A 19190-nucleotide genomic window follows, 5' to 3' on the forward strand; every position below is an offset into this window, starting at 1 on the left:
GCACCCGATACAGCATGGGGCGGAGCGTCGTCCGATCCTGTCCGGGAGCGGGAGACTGGGCCAGACACGCGCGCTATGCTGGAGGATCGGCAGATCAGCGCGGCACGGATGATCCGGCGTTCCAGAACGACAGTCATCGTCCTCGGCGTCATCGCCGGGGCCGCCGTCGCTGCTCTGCTCATCCATCTGCTCCTCGGCCTGCTCTCCCTCGACATCGCGGTCGCCAAGACCAGCACCGAGGATCGGGAGGCCGCGCAGGCGCTGACCCAGCTCTTCCAGACCCAGCATCCGCGGGTGCGCATCCGGACGATCTTCGAGCCGGATCGCCTCGGCGCCTCGGCGGCCCTCGACAAGGGCGAGACCCAGCTCGCCCTGGTGCGCAGCGACGCCGCGCCGAAGGACGGGCAGACCCTGGTCATCCTGCGCCGCGACGCGGTGGTCTTCGTCGCGCCCGGGGGCAGCCCCGTCGACAGCGTGGCCAAGCTGCGGGGCAGCACCGTCGGACTCCTCGACGGGCGTAAGCTCGACCCGCGCCTGCTCGACCTGATCCTGACGCATTTCGGCGTGCCCCCGAGCAGCGTGCATCGCCGGATCCTGACGATCGACCAGCTGACGGAGGCCGCCCGCAGCCGCCAGATCGGTTCGGTGTTCGTGGTGGCCCCGGTCGGGAGCGCGCTCTGGCTGCCGCTGTTCACGGCGCTGCGCAAAGGCTCCGGGACGGCGAAGCTGTTCGAGGTCGACGAGGCGGCGGCGATCGCCAAGGAGCACCCCGTGCTCGACACGATCGACGTGCCCAAGGGCGCCTTCCTCGGTTCCCTGCCGGCCCCGGGCGACGACATCACCACGCTGTCCGTCAGCCACCGGCTCGTGGCCCGCGGCGCCATGCCGGACTGGCTCGCCGGCGAGATCACCCGCGAGGTTCTCACCGGCAAGCCGCGGCTCGTCGCGCTCGACGACGATCTGGCCGGCATCGAGGCCCCCGACACCGACGACAAGGTCCAGGCGCTCCCGATCCACCCGGGCGCGACGGCGTACCTGACCGGGAACCAGCCCAGCCTGAGCGATCAGGCGCAGAACGCGGCCTACTGGGTCGGGCTCATGATCAGCGCGCTGGCCTCCCTCGGCGCGGCGGGCATCGGCCTGTATCGGCGCTTCCGGCCGCTGCAGCCGCCCACCCGGGTCATGCGCCTCCTGGAGATCTGGCTGTCCGTGTCGAGCGCCGATCCGGTCGAGCTCGATCATCTGGAGCGGGAGGCCGACGCGCTCGCGGCGGAGACGATCCGGATGGAGGCCCACAGGCGAACGGAGAGCGTCGAGATCCGCCTCGTCGCCCTGCTCGTCGCGCATGTCCGCGAGGCCGTCCAGCGCCGGCGGCGGCACGTGGCGCAACGGATGACCTAGCGCCAGGCGATCCCGGCACCGCCCCCCGGCGGCGGCCGATCCCGGCCCGGTCGCGGCCTCACGCGAGCAGGTCGCGATGCGTCCGATGCCCGCGCAGCCACGCCCGGGCGTAGCCGCACAGGGGCACGATCCGATCGCCCTCGGCGCGCGCGTGCGCCGCGACGCCTTCCATGAGCCGGCCGGCCGCCCCGGTGCCGCGCAGGACCGGCGGCGCGTAGACGTGGCTGATGACGAGCTGGCCGGGCTCCCGCCGATAGGTCGCGAAGACGGCGTCACCGCCGACCTGCAGCTCGAAGCGGCCTCGCTCGACATTGTCGCGCAGCATCTCGGTCCTCCTCATCCCCCGACTTTGCGCGGCTCCGATCGGGAAGCACCGCGTCGAACCCGGCGCTCTGCGGGATCCCCGCGCCGCCACGGACGGCCTCCTGGAGGCCCGCGCTCCCGCGACGGTTATATGGGGCGCGTGTCCTCGTCGCGGACGCGGGTCAGGACCGACGCGTCGGCATCGCCGCCGACGACGTGGACATGGCGCGCGAGCGCCGCAGCACGACGAGGCCCGCCGGAGGACGCGGCCGGCACGGCGGTCCGCTCCGCGCGGCGCGGATTAAGCGCGGCCCGCGATCGTCTAACTCTGGACATCCCGAGACCACCTGGACCGCCCGGCTCACGCCGCGGCGGTCATTTCGTGCCGTCATCGTCGGCGGACCGACCCCTCCGGCCCTCCGAGCCGCTCTCAGCGCGGCCCGCCGCGCCGTGTCGGACCGATCTGCGGGCTCCCCGCTGGGAGGCCTATCCACGTCGGCTTCCCACAGCTCAGGCGCGATCCGGGCGGTTTGCCCGCCGATGCGCGCGCGCCCGGACCGCCATCGGATATTTCGGCACGTCGACTCGCAGTATTCAATAAGAAAAACATAACATCATGAGCTCACCCTCGATATTTTGCGATATTCCGGAACTCAGACAGCTTTCTGTGCTTGCCCAATGGTAGTTTTCGGGAGAACATCATGACCCCAATCCGGATCTTCGTCCTCGTCTCGTCGCTCCTTCTCGGGACAGCCGGCGCGGCAACGGCACAGGGCGCCGCCGGAGGATCGACGTCCGGGCCAGCGCCGTCCGGGTCGGGCGGGCAGCGGATGCAGCACGGCGATCAGATGAAGGGCGGAGAGAGGGGCGGGGGCTCGGGCAACACCGGCGTTCCGGGCGCCTCGCCGGCCGACGACGGAAACAAGACGCAGGATTCCCGTACCACGAAGACGAGAGACCGCTGAGAGACCGCGGGTCCGCGACCGCCCGTCCGGAGGCACGGGCCCGGCCGGAACGGCCGGAGCGGTCCCGTCACGCCGCGCACGCCGTCGCGCGGCGCTCTCACTTCCGATCCGCAGCCCCGCGCGACGTGTCCGTTCGGGGACGCGATCCGGCGACGCGACGGCACGGCCGCCCGCGCCGGAAGGCCCGGAACGGATAGCCGGCCGGGCCCGGTCGACGCCCGCTCATCCGAGGGCGTCGGCCGCGGTCACCGGCGCGGATCGGGCGCCGCGCGCCGAGAACCGGCGTTTCTGATCCCGGTTAGCTTTCGTGAGGGGAAGCCAGTCACGGAGGCGTGGGTGCCGCGCTATTTCTTCGATATCCACGACGGTCAGTTGCAACGTGACGAGGACGGGACCGAGTGCGCCGATTTCGACGCTGCGCGCAGAGAAGCGATGATCTCCCTCCCGGACGTCGCGCGATGGGAGATCCCGAGCGACGGGGACAGGCAAACTTACACGGTGGTCGTCCGGGATGCGGCCGGCGCCCCGATCTACACGGCGACGCTGACGTTCACCGGCCTGAGGCTGAGCGAGGCGGCCGGGTAGGTTCAGCCCGCCGCGCGCATCCGGCGCGCTTCGACATCGGCCCAGGTCACCGGCGCCGGACGTCCCGCGTGGACACGGCCGACGCCGGTCAGGGGATGTCGGCCGGCTTGACGTCGATCCGGTCGAACCGGCCGAGGCGGTAGATGAGGAACGACAGGAGCCACGCCGCCGCGAACAGGCCGACGATGCCGAAGCCGAGCACGCCGAAATGGTCGTTGATCGCGGCGATCCGCTCCCAGAGCCAGCCCTGGAGGTTGAGCTTGTCCGCCAGGAGGTTCAGCGCCTCCAGCGTGCCGACCACCAGCGCGACCACCACCGACACCAGGGTGATGGTGAGATTGTAGAACAGCTTGCGCATGGGCTGGACATAGGCCCAGCTGTAGGCGCCGAGCATCAGCACGCCGTCGGTCGCGTCGACCAGCGTCATGCCGGCGGTGAACAGCGCCGGGAAGACCAGGATCGTCCAGAGATCGATGCCCTGGCTCGCCTGGGCGGCCGAGAGCCCGAACAGGCTCACTTCCGTGGCGGTATCGAAGCCGAGCGCGAAGAGCAGGCCCAGCGGGTACATGTGCCAGGAGCGCGTCACGAGGCGGAACAGCGGCCGCAGGATCCGGGCGAGGACGCCCTGGTTGGCGAGCAGCATGTCGAGGTCGGCCTCGACGTAGCGGCCGGTGCGCCGCACCTGCCGGAACGCGCGCCAGACCCCCGCGAGGACGACGAGATTGACCAGGCCGATGAGGATCAGGAAGGCGGCCGAGACGCCTGTGCCGATCAGGCCGCCGAGTTCCCGGTAGCCTTCCGAGGCCGTGATCAGGCTGGTGGCGGCCAGCGCCACCGCGGCCGCGGCCACCACCACGACGGTGGAATGGCCGAGGGCGAACCAGAAGCCGACCGAGACCGGCCGCTGGCCCGCCTGCATCAGCTTGCGCGTGACGTTGTCGATGGCGGCGATGTGGTCGGGGTCGACCGCGTGGCGCAGCCCGAAGACGTAGGCCAGCAGCGCGGTCGAGAGCAGGGCCGGCTGCCCCGCGAACAGGCTGTAGGCCCAGGACCAGGCGGCGACGTTGGCCGCGATCAGGACGAGGTAGAGCAGAACGATGCGGCGCCGCACGACGCGGGGCGCCGTGCCATCGGACGGGACGATCGCTTCCATCAAAGCCTTACCCACCCGAATACCGTCCCCTCGGCCCCGTTGCCCGGGCCTGTCGCGTCGCTGCTGCCGTGCAGCACGGAATCCGACATAGCGCAGAAGCGGTCGGCCTGCGGAGTCCCGCAGGCGCGTCCTCTCGCCGGCGCGACGATCCCGGCGGCTGCCTGGACGGGGGCCGCGGGCCCGCCATCAGAACCGCACCGTCACCGAGCCCGTGATCCGCCGGGGCGAGCCCGGATAGACCCGGAACACGTTCAGCGAACTCTCGTAGTACGCGGTGTCGAAGATGTTCTCGACGTTGAGCGCGATCCGGGCATTGTCGAAGCGGTAGTAGGCGAGCGCGTCGACCGCGACGTAGGCCGGCAGGGTGAAGCCGGAGCCGGCCGCGTCGCCGGCGCGCGCGCCCACGCCCCGCACGCCGCCGCCGATGCCGAAGCCGCGCCACGCCCCCTCCGGCTCGTAGACCGCGAGGAGGCTGCCGGAATGGCGCGGCACGTTGATGAGAGGGGCTCCGACCGGGAGCACGTTGTCCTTGGTCACCCGGGCGTCGGCGTAGACGTAGCCGGCCAGGAGCTTCAGCTCCGGCGTGATCTGCCCCTGGGCCGTCAGCTCGAACCCCTGGCTGCGGACGGCCCCGGCGGCGAGGGAGAAGCCGGTATTGGCGGGATCGGGCGTGAGCACGTTCTCCCGCTCCACCCGGAAGGCGGCGGCGGTGAGGAGCAGGCTGCCGCCGAACAGCTCGGACTTGGCGCCGACCTCGTAGCCGAGGCCGGTCTCGGGCGGCAGGGCCGTGCCGCGGGTCACGGCGGCGGCGTCCGGGCCGATGTTCGGCCGGAAGCTCGTGCCGACGTTGGTGTAGAGGGCGAGTTCCGGGATCGGCCGGTAGACGAGGCCCGCCCGGGGCGACGCGGCGACCCGCGACTGGTCGACCTGACTGCGGACGGCGCGCTCGCGGAAGCTCTGCTCGAAGATGTCGAGGCGCACACCGACGAGCGCTCGCCATTCGGGGCTCAGGACGATCTCGTCCTGCGCGTAGAGGCCGGTGTTGGTGATCCGCTCCAGGTTGTTGCGCGGGATGGTGATCGGCGGCAGCGCCTGCCCGTAGACCGGGGCGTAGATGTCCAGGGCGAACGGGCTCGTGCGGAAGTTCGAGCGGAAGTACTGCGTGCGGCTGTCGGTGCTCTCCCGGTCCATGCCGAGCAGTAGCGTGTGGCCGATGCCGGCGGTATCGAAGCGCCCGACGAGGTCGGCCTGCCCGACGGCCACGTCCCAGCGGTAGTCGCGCACGTTGCGGTCGCGCGAGACCGTGCGGTTGTCGGCAGCGATGGCGCGGATCTCCGCCGACTCGCCCGCGAGATCGCCCGTGTTGAAGTAGGTCGCGAGGCGAAGCTGCCAGTTCTCGTCGAACCGGTGGTCGACGCGGACCTGCAGCGTGTTGTTGTTCTGATAGGTGCTCTGCCCGGGCTCGCCGAGGAAGCGGGAGACGGGCAGGAACCCGAGTTGCCGGTTCAGCGCGATGACGCCCCGGTCGAAGACGATCCGGTTCTTCACGAACTCGGTCTCGACCGTGATCCGCGTGTCCGGGGTGACCTGCCAGCTCACCACCGGCGCGACGAGGAGCCGGTCGCTGTCGACGAAGTCGCGGAAGCTGCCCGCACCCTGGGCGGCGAGGTTGAAGCGGTAGAGCACCGTGCCGTCCGCGCTCAGCGCACCGCCGGCATCGATCGTGCCCCGGGTCAGGCCGAACGAGTCGACCTGGTTGCCGAACTCGACGAACCGCTCGGCGGTCGGCTGCTTGGTGATCAGATTGACCAGCCCGCCGGGGTCGCTGCGCCCGAACAGGGCCGCTCCCGGCCCCTTGAGCACCTCGATGCGCTCGATGTTCTGGGCGTCGGGCGGCGGCGGCGTCCCGCGATTGAGGGGAAAGCCGTTCTTGTAGATCTCGGAGGTGGTCACGCCGCGGATGGCGTAGCTGAAGATCGACAGGCCGCCGAAATTGTTCTGGCGGGCGACGCCGGGCAGGTAGGCGAACACCCGGTCGACGCGGGTGGCGGCGATATCGGTGATCGTCTCGCGCGGCGCCACCGACACGGCCACGGGCACGTCGATCTGCGGTGTGGCCGTGCGCGTCGCGCTGACCGCCGCGCCGGCGCCGTAGCCCGGTGTCGGACCGATCAGGCCGATGCTGCCGCGCCCGGACGCCGTCGTCCGGGCGGCGCCCTCGCCGACATGCTCGACCGACAGTTCCTCCAGGGTCACGCTCTCCTGCGCGCGGACCTCCCCGACCGGCACGCCGGCGGACAGCATGGCCGCCAGGGCCAGGCGCGGGCTGCCGCGCCGCGCCCCGGCAGGGCGGGCGCATCCCCGGCGCGGCCTGGGACTCTCGCGGAACGACAATCGTCCAGAACTCGCCACCACACACTCGCTGCTGCCGGCGCGCGGCCACGCGGAGGCGGGCGGCGTCACGCCCGGACGGGCGGCACCGCGCGCTCCGCTGGGGCACCGCGCCCGAGGAACGTCGTCGCGCCGAAGGCCGCCTCCCGTGACGCGCGTCATCGCCGCCGCCGGACCGTCCCGGTGCGCGGCACCGGCGGCCGCGGGGAACGGGCGCGCCCAGTCGACAGGTGCGGGGCAGATCCGGACGCACCGCGCAGCGCGCACCGGATTACCACGCCGGCTCCGGGCCGTGCCCGGATAACCTTGGCAGGAAAATACTTGCCGCGGCGACCGGCCGGGTCAACGCCCCGGCAACCGAATGTAATAATGTTGCGAGGACAGTGGCGGAACGGCCACAGCACCGTGGCGCCACGGCGGCGGGCGGGGCCGGGGCGGCCTGATCGGGTACGCCGCTCCCGTCAGGGTCTCACATCCGGCCTGGGATCCGGCACGAACCCGTCGCGGTTCGGCATGCGGACGGCGGCCAGGGTGGCGGCATCGAGCACGGCGCTCTCCGGGACGAGCCCGTTCAGGTACAGGACGTAGCCCGAGACCGCGTAGACGTCGTCGGCGCTGAGCGATTGCGGGGCGTTCATCGGCATCGCCCGCCGGATGTAGTCGAACAGGGTCGGCGCGTAGGGCCAGAAGCTACCGACGGTCTTGAGCGGTTTCGCCGAGGCGAGCGTGCCCTGGCCGCCGGCCAGCCGCTCGCCGGTCCCGCCCTCGCCCCGGCTGCCGTGACACGAGGCGCATTGGGTCTCGAAGACCTCTCGGCCGTGGGCGACGCTGCCGTGTCCGGGCGGCAGCTTCCGGCCGTCCCGGTCGACGTCGATGTTCCAGGCGGCGATCTCGGCCTCCGTGGCCGGACGCCCGATCCCGAGGCGCTCCGTCGCCCGTACCGGCCCGGCGCCGGCGAGCACCAGGGCGATCCCCGCGGCGGCGCGGGCTTCACGCATAGCCATTGGCCACCTCGCCGTCCGCGGCGATGCGCCAGGGCACGACCGCGTTGTTGTGGTAGAAGGATTTGAGGCCGCGCACCGCCGTCAGCGCCTCGAAGCCCGGCTGCACGTAGCCGGTCTCGTCGATCGCCCGGCTCGCGATGGTCGTCGGCGTCCCGTCCCAGCGCCAGGGCAGGCGGAACCGCGTCAGCGCCCGGTTGAGCACCGGCTCCTGCAGGGCGGCGTCGCGCCAGCTCCCGCCCCCGTCGGTCGAGACCTGCACGCCGCGGATCCGCCCGCGCCCGCTCCAGGCGAGGCCGGTGATCTCGTGGAAACCGGGGGCGATCCGCTGCGTGCCCGAGGGCCGCGTGATGATCGACTTGGCCTCCATGACGAAGGTGAATTGCCGCGCCGTGCCGTCCGGCATCAGGTCGGTGTACTTCGACGTCTCCTCGCGGGAATAGGCCGGCTCCGCCGTGACGTTGAGCCGGCGCAGCCACTTCACGCTCATGTTGCCCTCGTAGCCGGGCAGCAGCACCCGGAGCGGGTAGCCCTGCTGGGGGCGCAGCCGCTCGCCGTTCTGGCTGTAGACCAGCAGGGCGTCGTCGAGGCACTTCGCGATCGGGATGCTGCGGGTCAGCGCGGCGGAATCCGCGCCCTCGGCCACGACCCACCGCGCGTCCGGCTTGAGCCCGGCCTCCGCCAGGACCGTCGCGAGGCGCACGCCGGTCCATTCGGCGCAGCTGACGAGGCCGACGAGGTCCGACGCCGTCTTGCCCTTGATCGCCTCGAAGCCCGGGTTGCCCGAGCATTCGAGGAAGTAGATGTGCGACTCCGACGGGAAGCGGCGGATGTCGTCCATCGTCAGGATGAGCGGCGTCTCGACGAGTCCGTGGATCATCAGCCGGTGCTGGGCGGGATCGATGTCCGGAATGCCGCCGTGGTGACGCTCGTAGAACAGGCCGTTGGGCGTCAGGATGCCGTCGAGATCCTGCAGCGGCGTGCGGCTCGACGCCGAGATGTACTGCTTCAGACCCTTCGGGACGTTGCGGATGACGCCCTCCTCGAAGCGCGAGGGCCGGCCGTAGGTCTGGCTGCCGACATCGGCGCCCGGGACCTTCATCCATTCGGGAACGGCCGGAGGCGCCGCCTCGTCCGATCGGGCCGGCCCGCCCGCGAGGACGGCCGCGGCCGCCGCCGCGCCTTGTGCGAGGAAGCGGCGCCGCGCCGGCGGCGATTCGTCGTCCTGGCTCATCGCATGGCACTCCGCCTCGCCCCGCCCGCCGGGGCAGGCCCAGAGTCTCACGCAACGGCGCTCCCTCCTAGTCCCGTCGGAACGGGGCCCGTCTCGTGGTGCGCCCGCAGGCGTCGCAGGGCCTCGAGATCGAAGACCTCGTCCGCGCGCCCGTAGCCGCCATCCACGACCTCGTCGACCAAGACCATGGTGTGCGGGCGCGCGGCCTCCCCGAAGAAGGAGACCAGCAGATCCGTCGTGCGGTGGATCAGATCCGCCTTCTGCGGACCGGTCATCATGCCCTGCGGGATCTTGAAATTGGCGAACGGCATCGATCGTCTCCGGGCTGAACTGATGAAACACGGGTCGCGCCCGCGCGCGGCGACGCGGATCTCCTCGCGGATCTCCGCGCGCACCTCATTCCTGCGCCGCGCGGGCCGCGCGAGCGGCCTCGTTCAGGGTCGCGACGGCCGCGTCGAAGCGGTGCTCGGCCTCGGCGTTGCGCTGGAAGGCGACGCGCTGCACCAGGATCTCGGGCGGCGTCGGCTGCTGCTGGAACAGGGCCATCACCTCGTCGATGAAATCGGCCAGCGGCAGGTAGCCCGCGCGGGTGGCCTGGCCGGGCGTGAGATCCGTCTGGACCGCCGGCGGCACCAGCTCGATCACCTCGACACGGCCCTTGAGGACCTCGCGCAGCGAGACCGTGTAGCTGTGGATCGCCGCCTTCGTCGCCGAGTAGGTCGGTGTGGTCGTCAGGGGCACGAAGGCCAGCCCGGACGACACGTTGATCAGCGCCGCGTCCGGCCGTGTGACCAGATGCGCGACGAGGGCATCCGTCAGACGGATCGGGCCGAGCAGGTTGGTGGTGATCGTCGCCTCCGCGTCGGAGAGGTCGCGCGCCTGATCCAGCGCCTCGAAGCGCATGATGCCGGCGTTGTTGATCACCACGTTCAGGGCCGGGTGCTCGGCCGTGACGCGCCGGGCGAACGCCGCGATGTCTCCGGCATCCGCGATGTCGAGGGGCATCGCGTGCAGGCCCGGGCGGCCGGCCGTGACCCGTTCCAGCGCCTCCGCGCGGCGACCGGCGACGATGACGGTGTTGCCCAGATCGTGGAAGCGATGGGCGAGCGCGGCTCCGATCCCGGACCCGCCGCCCGTGATGAGGATCGTGTTGCCGGAGGTTTTCATGATGGCGACCCCGTTGTTGTCGCCGCAGAGAGTATGGTTGACACTCTCCGCCCTGAAGTAGGCACCGAAAAGATTTGTACGCACCGAAAGGAGAGTGTCGAATGCGCAGGGCTGCCCCTGACCCCGCGATCGAGGCGAAGCGGCGCGGGACACCCCCGCAGGACGTCGATCCGGCGATCGAGGCCCTGGTGAACGACATCATCGGCCAAGTGGCCGACAAGTGGACCATGCTGATCCTCGAGGCCCTGGAGGAGCACGGCACCCTCCGGTTCACGCAGCTCGGCCGGGCCGTGGGCCGGATCAGCCAGAAGATGCTGACGCAGACCGTCCGCCAGATGGAGCGGGACGGTCTCGTCCGGCGGACGGTGCACCCGGTGATCCCGCCGCGCGTGGACTACACGCTGACGCCGCTGGGCCGGAGCCTGGGCGCCGCGTTCTGCGGCGTGTGGATCTGGGCCGAGACGCACCACGCCGAGATCGAGCGGGCCCGGCGGGCGTTCGCCGCGGCGGCCGAAGCTCCGGATCTTCCCGCCGACGCCGAGGCACCGTGAGGACGGAGGGCCTCCCGATCGCGGTCTGGCCGCGGAGGACGGAGGTGCGTGCGGCCTTGGCGGGCTCGCCCGCGCGGGGCGGCCCAGCGCCTATTAACTGTCGAGCGGAAGAGCGATGTCGTCCTTCTCCAATGGTCTCGCCAAGCTTGGCGTTTCAGTCTAGCGTCTAGACTGAATTCGGCGGCAAGGCGGGCGCATCATGCAATCCACCCCTCCGTACGGTGAGCCGCCGCTCCCGATCAGTTCCGACGCGATCGCCGACGGCCCGAAGGTCCCCGGCGCGGCGCGGCGTCGCTCCGTGGTCGCGGGCGCCATCGGCAACACGCTCGAATGGTACGATTTCGCCACCTACGGGTATTTCAGTGCCGTCATCGGCCGGAACTTCTTCCCGTCCGACAGCCCGACGACGTCGCTACTGTCGGCCTTCGCGGTGTTCGCCGCCGCCTTCTTCATGCGCCCGATCGGCGGCATCGTGTTCGGCCACATCGGCGACCGCTACGGCCGGAAGACGGCACTCCTGCTGTCGGCGGGCCTCATGGCCGTCTCGACCTTCCTGATGGGCTGCCTGCCCACCTACGCGTCGGCCGGACTCCTCGCGCCGGTCCTGCTCGTGGTGCTGCGGCTCGGCCAGGGTCTCTCCGTCGGCGGCGAGTACACCTCCTCGGCCATCTTCCTGTCCGAGACCGCAGCACCGGCGCGCCGCGGCCTGACCGGCAGCCTCGCCTGCATCGGGGCCGCCGGGGGGATCCTGCTCGGCTCCATTGCCGGGACGCTCGTCACCGGCCTGCTCACGCCGGAGGACGTGCACCAGTGGGGCTGGCGCCTGCCGTTCCTCTTCGGGATCGTGCTCGGCGTCTTCATCTTCGCTCTGCGTCGCCATATCGACGACGATCACGTCGAGACCGTGTTTCGCGAAGATCGGGCACCGACGGACCAGCGCTCACCGCTGCGCACGGCCGTCGAGATCGACGGCTCCGCCATGCTGCGCGCCTTCGCGATGAATCTCGGCCTGGCGTGCGGCTTCTACGTGGTGTTCGTCTACCTCGTGACGTTCATGCACACCGTGTCGGGCCTCCCGCAACACACGGCGTTTCTCATCAACTCCCTCGCCATGGTGGTTCAAGCCGTGTGCATCCCGATCGCCGGAGCCCTGTCCGACCGCTTCGGGCGCAAGCGTGTTCTGGTCCTGACCGGGGCGGGCCTGACAATCCTGTCGTGGCCGCTCTTCATGCTGCTGACCACCGGCGACACGCTTCTGATCGTCCTGAGCCAGGTCGCGTTCGCGATCCTGATCGCCGGCAACGCCGCCGTCGTGCCGACGGCGTTCGTCGAGATGTTCCAGCACCGCTCGCGCTGCACGGCCCTGGCAATCAGCTTCAACGCCTCGATGGCGCTGGTCGGGGGCACCGCCCCGATGGCCGCGACGTGGATCGTCCACCACCTGGCCTGGCCCACGGGGCCGGGCCTCTACGTCGCCGTGCTGTCGGCCATCTCGCTCGCCGCAGTCCTCACGATGCGCGATCGGACCGGAGAATCGCTCGCGTGAGAGGATCGGCGCGCGGGGGGCGACACGCGGAGGCCGAAGTCACGTTGCGGCTCTCACAGAGCCGACGCCCCCCATCGGTCGTCGCTCGTCTCGACGGCGCCGGGCGTCCGATCGGCGGCGATCCGGGCGGCGCGGTCAATAGGTCACCCTCACTAGTGGAAGCCGAGAGCGGCTCAGCTAAAATCGACTGAGGGAGACAGAAGAGAGCCTGTCCAGCAATGATCAGGTGAGCACTGCGGAGATCTCTTCTTACCCGACGCGATCATCGTCATGACCGGCAGACGGGCATCGGCGCTCCCGAGGGACCTGGAGCATGGGATTCGACGTGACACGACCTCTCTGGCGCTCAGTTTCATCCCGCCTCGTCGTCGTGTCCTTCTCAGTCCTGATGATCGCGCCGGCGGCCCAGGCGGCCAGCACTCTGGAGGCGGCTCTCCGCGCGGTGCCGGACTCCGTCCTGGCGACGCCTGACCCGATGCCGATCGTCTTCATGGACGTCCAGGCGCTGTCCCGGGCCGCCGGCGGTGCGCTGAGCGACGCCGGCCTGCGGCGCATGGCCTTCGCGCAGAGCATCCGCCCGCTGAACGCCCTCAGCTACGGCGGCGCGCAGACATGGACCGAGAAGGCCGGCATCCCGTTCGAGGACATCTCGTATTTCGCGGCCTTCGGCCAGCCTCCGGCGCGCGTGAGTTACTGGGGTCTGGCGACGAAGGCGGCAGCCGACACTCTGGTCGCCAAGCTGAAGGACAGGAACTTCCGGCCGGTCTCGACCGCGCCGCGCATTCTCGCCAACGGTGAGCCGCGCGCCCTGAATCTCAGGGCCCGGCAGCCGACCGATCCCTGGTCCGGCCCGATGGGCGAGACCAGCGCGATCCTGGCGATCGATCGCGTCATCGCGCAGGCGTCCGCGGCCGCGGATCTGGAGACACGCGTCGGGGTCGGTCGGAGCGCGGCGGATCACGAGGCGGTCGCCACAGCGCTGACGGGTCTGGCCGCCGCGGATGAGCGCGACCCGGGCGCGATCCTTCAAGCGGCCGTCGTGACGCCGCTGATGGGGATCACCCCCGACGATCCTGCCGCCCTCCTGTCGGCGACGACCGATCTGGCCGCGCAGAGGAAGGCGATCGCGGATCAGCGCGAGCGCGGACGGGACGGCGTCCCGGCTTATGCCGGCGGTATCGTGGCGGACTATCAAGGCAAGAACGGACCGGCCCTGCTCGTATCCCTTGCCTATCCCGATTGCCGGACGGCCGACAGGGCCGTCTCCGCGCTGAAGGCGCGTTGGCGAGCCGGCATGGCCCCTGCGGCCTCCGTCGACGGCCGCTCGGTCGAGAGCCCGCAGCGCGGCTGTGCCGCCGTCCTCCGCGTCGATCGTGCCGCGGGTGCGAACACCCCGTTCGGAGAGTTCCTCGGGACCTCCCTGCAGCGCGGCTTCAATGTCCTGCAGATCGGATCGCAGCGATGACCGATCTCCGACGCGCCGGACCGGCGCGACCGTCCCGGCCGGCGCGGTCAAGGCGCGGTCGAGGCGCGGTTTTCCTAGGCCTCGGCCGCCCTGGGCGCGGCCGGGTCGCCGGTCGCTCCGAGTTCGGCGGCGAACTTGCCGAAGAACTCGTCGGCGAGCTTGCGCGCGGTCGCCTGCATGAGCCGGCCGCCCAGCGTCGCGATCTTGCCGCCGACCTCGGCCTTGGCGGTGTAGGTCAGGAGCGTCTCGCCGCCCTCCGCCGCGAGGCTGACGGCGGCGCGGCCCTTGGCGAAGCCCGCCATGCCGCCGTTGCCCTGGCCGACGAGGCTGTAGCCCTCGGGGGGGCGCAAGTCCTCGAGGCGGACCGTGCCCGCGAAGGTCGCCGAGACCGGCCCGACCTTGAGGGCGACCTTGGCCGTCATCTCCTCCGGGGAGGCCTGCACCAGCTCCTTGCAGCCGGGGATGCAGCGGGCCAGCACCTCCGGATCGTTCAGCGCCGCCCAGACGGCCTCCCGCGCGACCGGGATCCGATACGCGCCAGCGATGTCCATCCTGGTCTCCTCCTGACACTGCGCCGCCCACCGGCCGGTGCGGGCGCTCAGACCGCGCAGTAGCGCGCCTGGATCTCGGGATCGTCCCGCAGCGCGGCCGCGGGGGCGTGGTAGACGACGGCGCCGCCGTCGACGATGTAGACGCGGTCGGACACGTCGAGGGCGAGCTCGACGTTCTGCTCCACGAGCAGGATCGTGGTGCCGGCCCGCTTCATCGCGACGAACTGCGCGAACATCTCCTCGACCAGGATCGGCATGATCCCCTCCGAGGGCTCGTCGAGGAGCACCATCACGGGCTCGGCCATGAGCGCCCGGGCGATGGCGAGCATCTGCTGCTCGCCACCCGACATCGTGACCGCCTCCTGCTTCAGGCGCTGCTTCAGCCGCGGGAAGGTCTCGGCGATGACCTCGATCCGCCGCGCCTCGTCGCGGCGCGTCGCGCGCGCGCCCCGTCCTGCCCCCCTGGCGGCCAGGATGCCGAGGCGCAGGTTCTCCTCCACGGTCAGCCCCGGCACGATGCGCCGCTCCTCCGGCACGTAGGCGAGGCCCTGGTGGAAGCGCTCGTGGGGCGGCCGGTGGAGGATGTCGGCGCCCGCGAAGGTCACGCGCCCCTCGCGCTTCGCCACGAGGCCCATGATCGCCTTCAGCGTGGTGGTCTTGCCGGCGCCGTTGCGGCCGACCAGCGTGACGATCTCGCCGGGGCGCACCTCCAGCGAGAGGCCCTGCAGGATGTGGGAGTGGCCGTACCACGCCCGCAGGTCCTCGACCGCCAGGAGCGGCTGCGTGACGGCGGCGCTCATGCGGTCGTGCCCGTGATCTTGCCCGCCGTGTTGCCCAGGTAGACGCGGCGCACCTCCGGATGCGCCCGGATGTCGTCGGGGCTGCCCTCGGCCAGGAGCTGGCCCTGGTGGAGGACGACGAGGCGCCGGCACAGGCCCATGACGAGCTTCATCTTGTGCTCGACGAGGATCAGCGTCCGGGTCTCGGCGAGGCGCTGCACGAGGTCCATCATCTCGCGCGTCTCCTCGGGGCTCATCCCGGCGGTCGGCTCGTCGAGGAGGAGGAGGCTCGGCTCGGCGGCCAGCGCCACCGCGATCTCCAGGGCCCGCTGCTCGCCGTGGGCGAGTTCGCGCGCGAGGCGGTCCATCCGGGCGCCGAGCCCGACCTCGCCGAGGAGTTCCTCGGCCCGCTCCGCCAGCTCGGGATAGGCCGCGCGGTCCCGGAAGAACGCGAAGCGGACCCGCCGGGCCTGGGCGGCCACCCGCACGTTCTCGCGCACCGTGAGGTGCGGGAAGACGTTGGTGATCTGGAACGACTTGGCGATGCCCATCCGGGCGAAGGCGTGCGGGGCCGCCCCGGTGATGTCGCGCCCGCGGAACAGCACGCGGCCCTCGCTCGGCGGGAAGGCGCCCGAGATCAGGTTGAAGAAGGTCGACTTGCCCGCCCCGTTCGGCCCGATGATCGCCGTGATGCCGCCCTCCGGGAACGCGACCGTCACGTCCGACAGGGCGCGGAAATGCCCGAACCGCTTGCCGAGCCCCTCCGTGGCGAGGATCGGCGGCGCCGTACTCGGCGCCTTGGCCGGCGCGGCGACCGGGGCGGCGCTCACCATCCGGCCCTCCTCAGGCGCGCCAGCACCTCGCCCCAGATGCCGAGCGGCAGGAACAGCACGAAGGCGATGAAGACGGCGCCGACGAAGAGCTGCCAGTGGCTCGTCACGGTGGCGAGCCCGTCCTGCAGGAGCGCGAAGGTCGCGGCGCCGACGAAGGGCCCGAAGAAGGTCCCCATTCCGCCGAGCAGCGCCATCATCACGGCCTGGCCGGAGGTCGAATAGTGCATCGTCTCGATCGGCACGATCGAGAGGTGGATCGCCTGGAGACCGCCCGCGAGGCCGCACAGGGCCCCGGAGATCACGAAGGCCGCGAGCTTCATGCGGCGCACGTCGTAGCCGCAGGCCTGCGCCCGGCCCTCGTTCTCGCGGATCGCCTCGAGGGCGGCCCCGAAGGGCGACGACAGGAGGCGCGAGAACAGCCAGACCGCGACGCCGACCACCGCCAGCGCGACGTAGTACTTCACCACCGGGTCGAGGAGGTTGAGGCTGAAGCCCGGCAGGGTCAGCGTCGGCACGTTGATGCCGCGCAGACCGTTCTCGCCGCCGGTGAAGGCCTCCGCCTGGTAGAAGGCGTAGTAGACGCACATCGACAGCGCCAGGGTCGTCATCGCGAAGTAGATGCCGCGGGTGCGGATCGCCAGCACGCCCATGACGGCGGCGATGAGTGTCGCGAGCAGCGTGCCGGCGACGAGGGCCAGGGCCGGGTGCAGCCCGTAATGGACGATGGCGATGCCGCAGCCGTAGGCGCCGCCGCCCAGGAAGGCGGCGTGGCCGAAGGACAGGAGCCCGGTATAGCCGAACAGCAGGTTGAACCCGAGGGCGTAGAGCCCGAGCACCAGGATGTTCACGGCGAGGGCCTGGTAGGGCGCGATCCAGGGGAACACGAGGAGGAAGGCGAGCGTCAGGGCGACGCGGTGCCGGCCGCACCACGCCAGCCGGCGCCCGGTCCGGCCGGAGCCCGGCCGGGCCGCCGGCAAGGTAGCCGGAAGGGCGCCGCCCTTCGTGACGGCGGGGGAGGGGGCGCGGGCGCTCATCCGAGGGCTCCGGCCCGGCCGAGGAGGCCCCGGGGCCGCACGAGCAGCACCAGGGCCATGAGGGCGAAGATCGCCATCTTGGTCATGTCGGGGGCGACGAGCGACGTCATCGCCACCACGATCCCGACGATCAGCCCGGCGAGCACGGCCCCGGCCAGCGAGCCCATGCCGCCCACCACCGTGACCACGAAGGCCTCGGCGAGCACCGGGACCCCCATCTCGGGCGTGACGCCCTGCAGCGGCGCGGCGAGGATGCCGGCGAGCCCGGCGAGCGCGCAGCCCAGGGCGAAGACCGCGAGCCAGACCTTGGTGATCTCGATGCCGAGCACCTGCACGATCTGCGGGTCGCGGGCGCCGGCCCGGATCACGAGGCCGAAGGGCGTGCGCTCGATGAACAGCCACAGGGCGCCCACCACCGCCAGCGCGAACCCGATCAGGAACAGGCGGTAGAGGGGGAAGTAGCCGATGCCGATGTCGACCGCGCCGCGCAGCTCGGGCGGCGCGCCGAAGGGCAGGCCCGTCAGCCCGAAGGCGATGCGCACGCTCTCGACCATCACGTACGACAGGCCGAAGGTGAGGAGCAGCGGGTCGTCGATGCCGCGCCCGTAGAGGGGGCGCACGAGCGCGCGCTCCACGGCGAGCCCGAGGAGCCCCATCGCCAGCGGCGCCGCGACGAGACTGAGCCAGAAGCTGCCGGTGTAGCCGTACAGGAAGACGCCGACATAGGCGCCGACCATGAAGAACGCGCCGTGGGCGAAGTTGACGACGTTCATCAGCCCGAAGATCAGCGACAGGCCGATGCCGACGAGCACGTAGATCGCTCCCAGCGCGATGCCGGTCACGAGCTGGAGGGCGAGGAGATCGAGGGGGAAGCCGCCGATCGTGATGGCGCTCAAGGCCGCGCCCTCCCGCGGGTCCGCACGGAGCGCCTCACGCCTTGTGCCCGAGTTCGTCGCAGCCGCGCAGGAAGCGCTCGTCGGGCCCCTCCGTGCCGAGGATCGTGAAGACGTCGTCCGGAGTCTTCATGTCCTTCGATTTCGCCTCGACGATCAGGACCGACTGCACCGACTGGTGGTCGCATTTCCGGAAGCTCTGCGGCCCCTTGTAGAAGTCGGCCTTCAGGGCCTCCATGGCGGCCACGACCTTGTCGGTCTCGACCGACCCGGCGGCCTTCACGCCCTCCAGCACCGAGCGGACGCCGGCATAGCCCAGCGCTCCGTAATCCGACGGCACGGCGCCGTTGTAGGCGGCGCGGAACCGGTCGTTGAACGCCTTGGCGGAGGGCACGCTGTCCTCCAGGCGCCAGTAGTAGGAGGTGCCGCCGATCACGCCGTCGAAGGCGTCGCCGCCGGCCTTGCGGGCGGTGAAGAGCAGGACCGGCGCGACGAGCTTGGTCGAGCGCTTCAGGCCGAACTCGGTCGCCTGCTGGATCGAGACGACCTGGTCCCGGCCGAAATTGCACAGGCAGAGCACGTCGGGCTTGAGCGCGGCGATCCGGGGCAGGAAGGCCGAGTAGTCGGAGGCGCCGATCGGGTGGCGGATGTCGGCCACGACCTCGATGCCCGAGGCCTCGCCGGCGCGCTTGAAGCCGCGCATCATCTCGTGGCCGTACGCGTAGTCGGCGCTGAGGAAGGCGACGCGCTTGCCCGATTTCGGGAAGACGTAGCGGCCGACCGCGCCCGCGGTCATGTGCGGGTTCAGGGCCTCGTGGAAGGTCGTGCGGCCGAAATCCTTGGCCTCGTTGATCGCGTCGGACTGGCTGATCGAGTTGTAGATGACGCCGCGCTCGCGGGCGACGTTGTTGATCGACAGGGTCACGGCCGCCGAGAGGCCGCCGACCAGGAAGTTGACCTTGTCCTTCTCGATCAGCTCGAGGGTCCGGGTCGCCGCCTCGCCGGGGTTGAGCTTGTCGTCGCGCACGAGGAGCTCGGCCGTGCGGCCCTGGAAGCCGCCGGCCTCGTTGAACGCCTTGACGGCGAGCTGGGCGGCGCGGACCTGGTCGTTCGCCTCGGCCCCGAAGGCGCCGGTGAGCGGCACCGGGAAGCCGATCCGGATCGGGCCTCCGGTCGAACCGCCTTGCGCGATCGCGGAGCGCAGGAGCGCCGGGGCGGCGAGCGCCAGCGCGGATGCGGCGGCGCTGCCCTGGAGCAGCCGGCGCCTGTCGAAGCCCGTTCCCATTCCCGTCCCTCCGTCGGCGTTTCCTCGTCGGGACCGGTCTCTTCGGCGGACCG

Annotated in this window: 18 protein-coding genes; 5 read left to right on the forward strand and 13 right to left on the reverse strand. The window is 71.3% G+C overall.

Annotation, left to right across the window (positions count from 1 at the left end):
• Positions 1-75: 75 nt before the first annotated feature.
• Positions 76-1401 carry a TAXI family TRAP transporter solute-binding subunit gene (locus tag ACLBX8_RS10455; protein ID WP_447715059.1) on the forward strand — a complete coding sequence of 442 codons (1326 nt, stop codon included), beginning with the start codon at positions 76-78 and terminating at the stop codon, positions 1399-1401.
• Positions 1402-1459: 58 nt separating this feature from the next.
• Here the strand turns inward: ACLBX8_RS10455 and ACLBX8_RS10460 are convergent, their stop codons facing one another.
• Positions 1460-1726, reverse strand: coding sequence for a GNAT family N-acetyltransferase (locus tag ACLBX8_RS10460; RefSeq protein WP_447715060.1), 267 nt, complete (start codon positions 1724-1726; stop codon positions 1460-1462).
• 1279 nt (positions 1727-3005) lie between these two features.
• Here ACLBX8_RS10460 and ACLBX8_RS10465 point away from each other — a divergent pair.
• The gene (locus tag ACLBX8_RS10465) at positions 3006-3254 is read left to right on the forward strand and encodes a DUF6894 family protein (RefSeq protein WP_026605132.1); all 249 of its coding nucleotides are present in this window, start codon (positions 3006-3008) and stop codon (positions 3252-3254) included.
• 88 nt (positions 3255-3342) lie between these two features.
• Here the strand turns inward: ACLBX8_RS10465 and ACLBX8_RS10470 are convergent, their stop codons facing one another.
• From ACLBX8_RS10470 to ACLBX8_RS10495, 6 genes are all read right to left on the reverse strand, one after another.
• Positions 3343-4407: a HoxN/HupN/NixA family nickel/cobalt transporter gene (locus ACLBX8_RS10470; RefSeq protein ID WP_091981621.1), complete on the reverse strand. Its 1065-nt coding sequence runs from the start codon at positions 4405-4407 to the stop codon at positions 3343-3345.
• A gap of 186 nt (positions 4408-4593) precedes the next feature.
• Positions 4594-6711 (reverse strand): TonB-dependent siderophore receptor, encoded by a 2118-nt coding sequence (locus ACLBX8_RS10475; protein ID WP_207904185.1) that lies wholly within the window; start codon positions 6709-6711, stop codon positions 4594-4596.
• Between the two features lie 548 nt (positions 6712-7259).
• Entirely contained in the window at positions 7260-7802 is a 543-nt protein-coding gene (locus tag ACLBX8_RS10480) for a c-type cytochrome (RefSeq protein WP_447715061.1), read from the reverse strand.
• Entirely contained in the window at positions 7789-9033 is a 1245-nt protein-coding gene (gene soxC, locus ACLBX8_RS10485) for a sulfite dehydrogenase (protein WP_234083181.1), read from the reverse strand. Before soxC ends, ACLBX8_RS10480 begins: the two co-directional genes overlap by 14 nt.
• Positions 9034-9080: 47 nt before the next feature.
• A complete protein-coding gene (locus ACLBX8_RS10490) occupies positions 9081-9344 on the reverse strand; it encodes a tautomerase family protein (RefSeq protein ID WP_447694016.1) in 264 nt (87 codons plus the stop codon).
• Positions 9345-9429: 85 nt separating this feature from the next.
• Positions 9430-10200, reverse strand: coding sequence for an SDR family oxidoreductase (locus ACLBX8_RS10495; protein WP_447715062.1), 771 nt, complete (start codon positions 10198-10200; stop codon positions 9430-9432).
• Between the two features lie 101 nt (positions 10201-10301).
• Here ACLBX8_RS10495 and ACLBX8_RS10500 point away from each other — a divergent pair, with 101 nt between their 5' ends.
• From ACLBX8_RS10500 to ACLBX8_RS10510, 3 genes are all read left to right on the forward strand, one after another.
• A complete protein-coding gene (locus tag ACLBX8_RS10500) occupies positions 10302-10751 on the forward strand; it encodes a winged helix-turn-helix transcriptional regulator (RefSeq protein WP_091981632.1) in 450 nt (149 codons plus the stop codon).
• 199 nt (positions 10752-10950) lie between these two features.
• Positions 10951-12297 carry an MFS transporter gene (locus tag ACLBX8_RS10505; RefSeq protein WP_132368761.1) on the forward strand — a complete coding sequence of 449 codons (1347 nt, stop codon included), beginning with the start codon at positions 10951-10953 and terminating at the stop codon, positions 12295-12297.
• A gap of 325 nt (positions 12298-12622) precedes the next feature.
• Positions 12623-13762: a hypothetical protein gene (locus ACLBX8_RS10510; RefSeq protein ID WP_447699354.1), complete on the forward strand. Its 1140-nt coding sequence runs from the start codon at positions 12623-12625 to the stop codon at positions 13760-13762.
• A gap of 74 nt (positions 13763-13836) precedes the next feature.
• Here the strand turns inward: ACLBX8_RS10510 and ACLBX8_RS10515 are convergent, their stop codons facing one another.
• Genes ACLBX8_RS10515 through ACLBX8_RS10540 form a run of 6 tightly spaced genes read right to left on the reverse strand, consistent with a single transcriptional unit; the run spans position 13837 to position 19137 of the window.
• Positions 13837-14313 (reverse strand): SRPBCC family protein, encoded by a 477-nt coding sequence (locus tag ACLBX8_RS10515; protein ID WP_091981639.1) that lies wholly within the window; start codon positions 14311-14313, stop codon positions 13837-13839.
• Between the two features lie 47 nt (positions 14314-14360).
• Positions 14361-15113, reverse strand: coding sequence for an ABC transporter ATP-binding protein (locus ACLBX8_RS10520; RefSeq protein WP_100251662.1), 753 nt, complete (start codon positions 15111-15113; stop codon positions 14361-14363).
• Positions 15110-15925 carry an ABC transporter ATP-binding protein gene (locus ACLBX8_RS10525; RefSeq protein ID WP_447699353.1) on the reverse strand — a complete coding sequence of 272 codons (816 nt, stop codon included), beginning with the start codon at positions 15923-15925 and terminating at the stop codon, positions 15110-15112. Before ACLBX8_RS10525 ends, ACLBX8_RS10520 begins: the two co-directional genes overlap by 4 nt.
• A complete protein-coding gene (locus tag ACLBX8_RS10530; RefSeq protein WP_447715063.1) occupies positions 15919-16959 on the reverse strand; it encodes a branched-chain amino acid ABC transporter permease in 1041 nt (346 codons plus the stop codon). The genes ACLBX8_RS10525 and ACLBX8_RS10530 overlap by 7 nt, the downstream gene beginning before the upstream one ends.
• Positions 16956-17855, reverse strand: a complete 900-nt coding sequence (locus ACLBX8_RS10535) for a branched-chain amino acid ABC transporter permease (RefSeq protein WP_447715064.1) — start codon at positions 17853-17855, stop codon at positions 16956-16958. The genes ACLBX8_RS10530 and ACLBX8_RS10535 overlap by 4 nt, the downstream gene beginning before the upstream one ends.
• A 34-nt stretch (positions 17856-17889) precedes the next feature.
• A complete protein-coding gene (locus ACLBX8_RS10540) occupies positions 17890-19137 on the reverse strand; it encodes an ABC transporter substrate-binding protein (RefSeq protein WP_447682227.1) in 1248 nt (415 codons plus the stop codon).
• Positions 19138-19190 lie beyond the last annotated feature (53 nt).

The organism is Methylobacterium sp. D48H (assembly GCF_053345715.1).

What these genes read in the sequence shown, in the direction of transcription:
- ACLBX8_RS10525 (WP_447699353.1), bottom strand. Translation starts at nt 15,925, where the DNA reads ATGGTGAGCGCCGCCCCGGTCGCCGCGCCGGCCAAGGCGCCGAGTACG.
- ACLBX8_RS10500 (WP_091981632.1), top strand. Translation starts at nt 10,302, where the DNA reads ATGCGCAGGGCTGCCCCTGACCCCGCGATCGAGGCGAAGCGGCGCGGG.
- soxC (WP_234083181.1), bottom strand. Translation starts at nt 9,033, where the DNA reads ATGAGCCAGGACGACGAATCGCCGCCGGCGCGGCGCCGCTTCCTCGCA.
- ACLBX8_RS10455 (WP_447715059.1), top strand. Translation starts at nt 76, where the DNA reads ATGCTGGAGGATCGGCAGATCAGCGCGGCACGGATGATCCGGCGTTCC.
- ACLBX8_RS10530 (WP_447715063.1), bottom strand. Translation starts at nt 16,959, where the DNA reads ATGAGCGCCCGCGCCCCCTCCCCCGCCGTCACGAAGGGCGGCGCCCTT.
- ACLBX8_RS10520 (WP_100251662.1), bottom strand. Translation starts at nt 15,113, where the DNA reads ATGAGCGCCGCCGTCACGCAGCCGCTCCTGGCGGTCGAGGACCTGCGG.
- ACLBX8_RS10475 (WP_207904185.1), bottom strand. Translation starts at nt 6,711, where the DNA reads ATGCTGTCCGCCGGCGTGCCGGTCGGGGAGGTCCGCGCGCAGGAGAGC.
- ACLBX8_RS10490 (WP_447694016.1), bottom strand. Translation starts at nt 9,344, where the DNA reads ATGCCGTTCGCCAATTTCAAGATCCCGCAGGGCATGATGACCGGTCCG.
- ACLBX8_RS10540 (WP_447682227.1), bottom strand. Translation starts at nt 19,137, where the DNA reads ATGGGAACGGGCTTCGACAGGCGCCGGCTGCTCCAGGGCAGCGCCGCC.
- ACLBX8_RS10470 (WP_091981621.1), bottom strand. Translation starts at nt 4,407, where the DNA reads ATGGAAGCGATCGTCCCGTCCGATGGCACGGCGCCCCGCGTCGTGCGG.
- ACLBX8_RS10515 (WP_091981639.1), bottom strand. Translation starts at nt 14,313, where the DNA reads ATGGACATCGCTGGCGCGTATCGGATCCCGGTCGCGCGGGAGGCCGTC.
- ACLBX8_RS10480 (WP_447715061.1), bottom strand. Translation starts at nt 7,802, where the DNA reads ATGGCTATGCGTGAAGCCCGCGCCGCCGCGGGGATCGCCCTGGTGCTC.
- ACLBX8_RS10505 (WP_132368761.1), top strand. Translation starts at nt 10,951, where the DNA reads ATGCAATCCACCCCTCCGTACGGTGAGCCGCCGCTCCCGATCAGTTCC.
- ACLBX8_RS10495 (WP_447715062.1), bottom strand. Translation starts at nt 10,200, where the DNA reads ATGAAAACCTCCGGCAACACGATCCTCATCACGGGCGGCGGGTCCGGG.
- ACLBX8_RS10460 (WP_447715060.1), bottom strand. Translation starts at nt 1,726, where the DNA reads ATGCTGCGCGACAATGTCGAGCGAGGCCGCTTCGAGCTGCAGGTCGGC.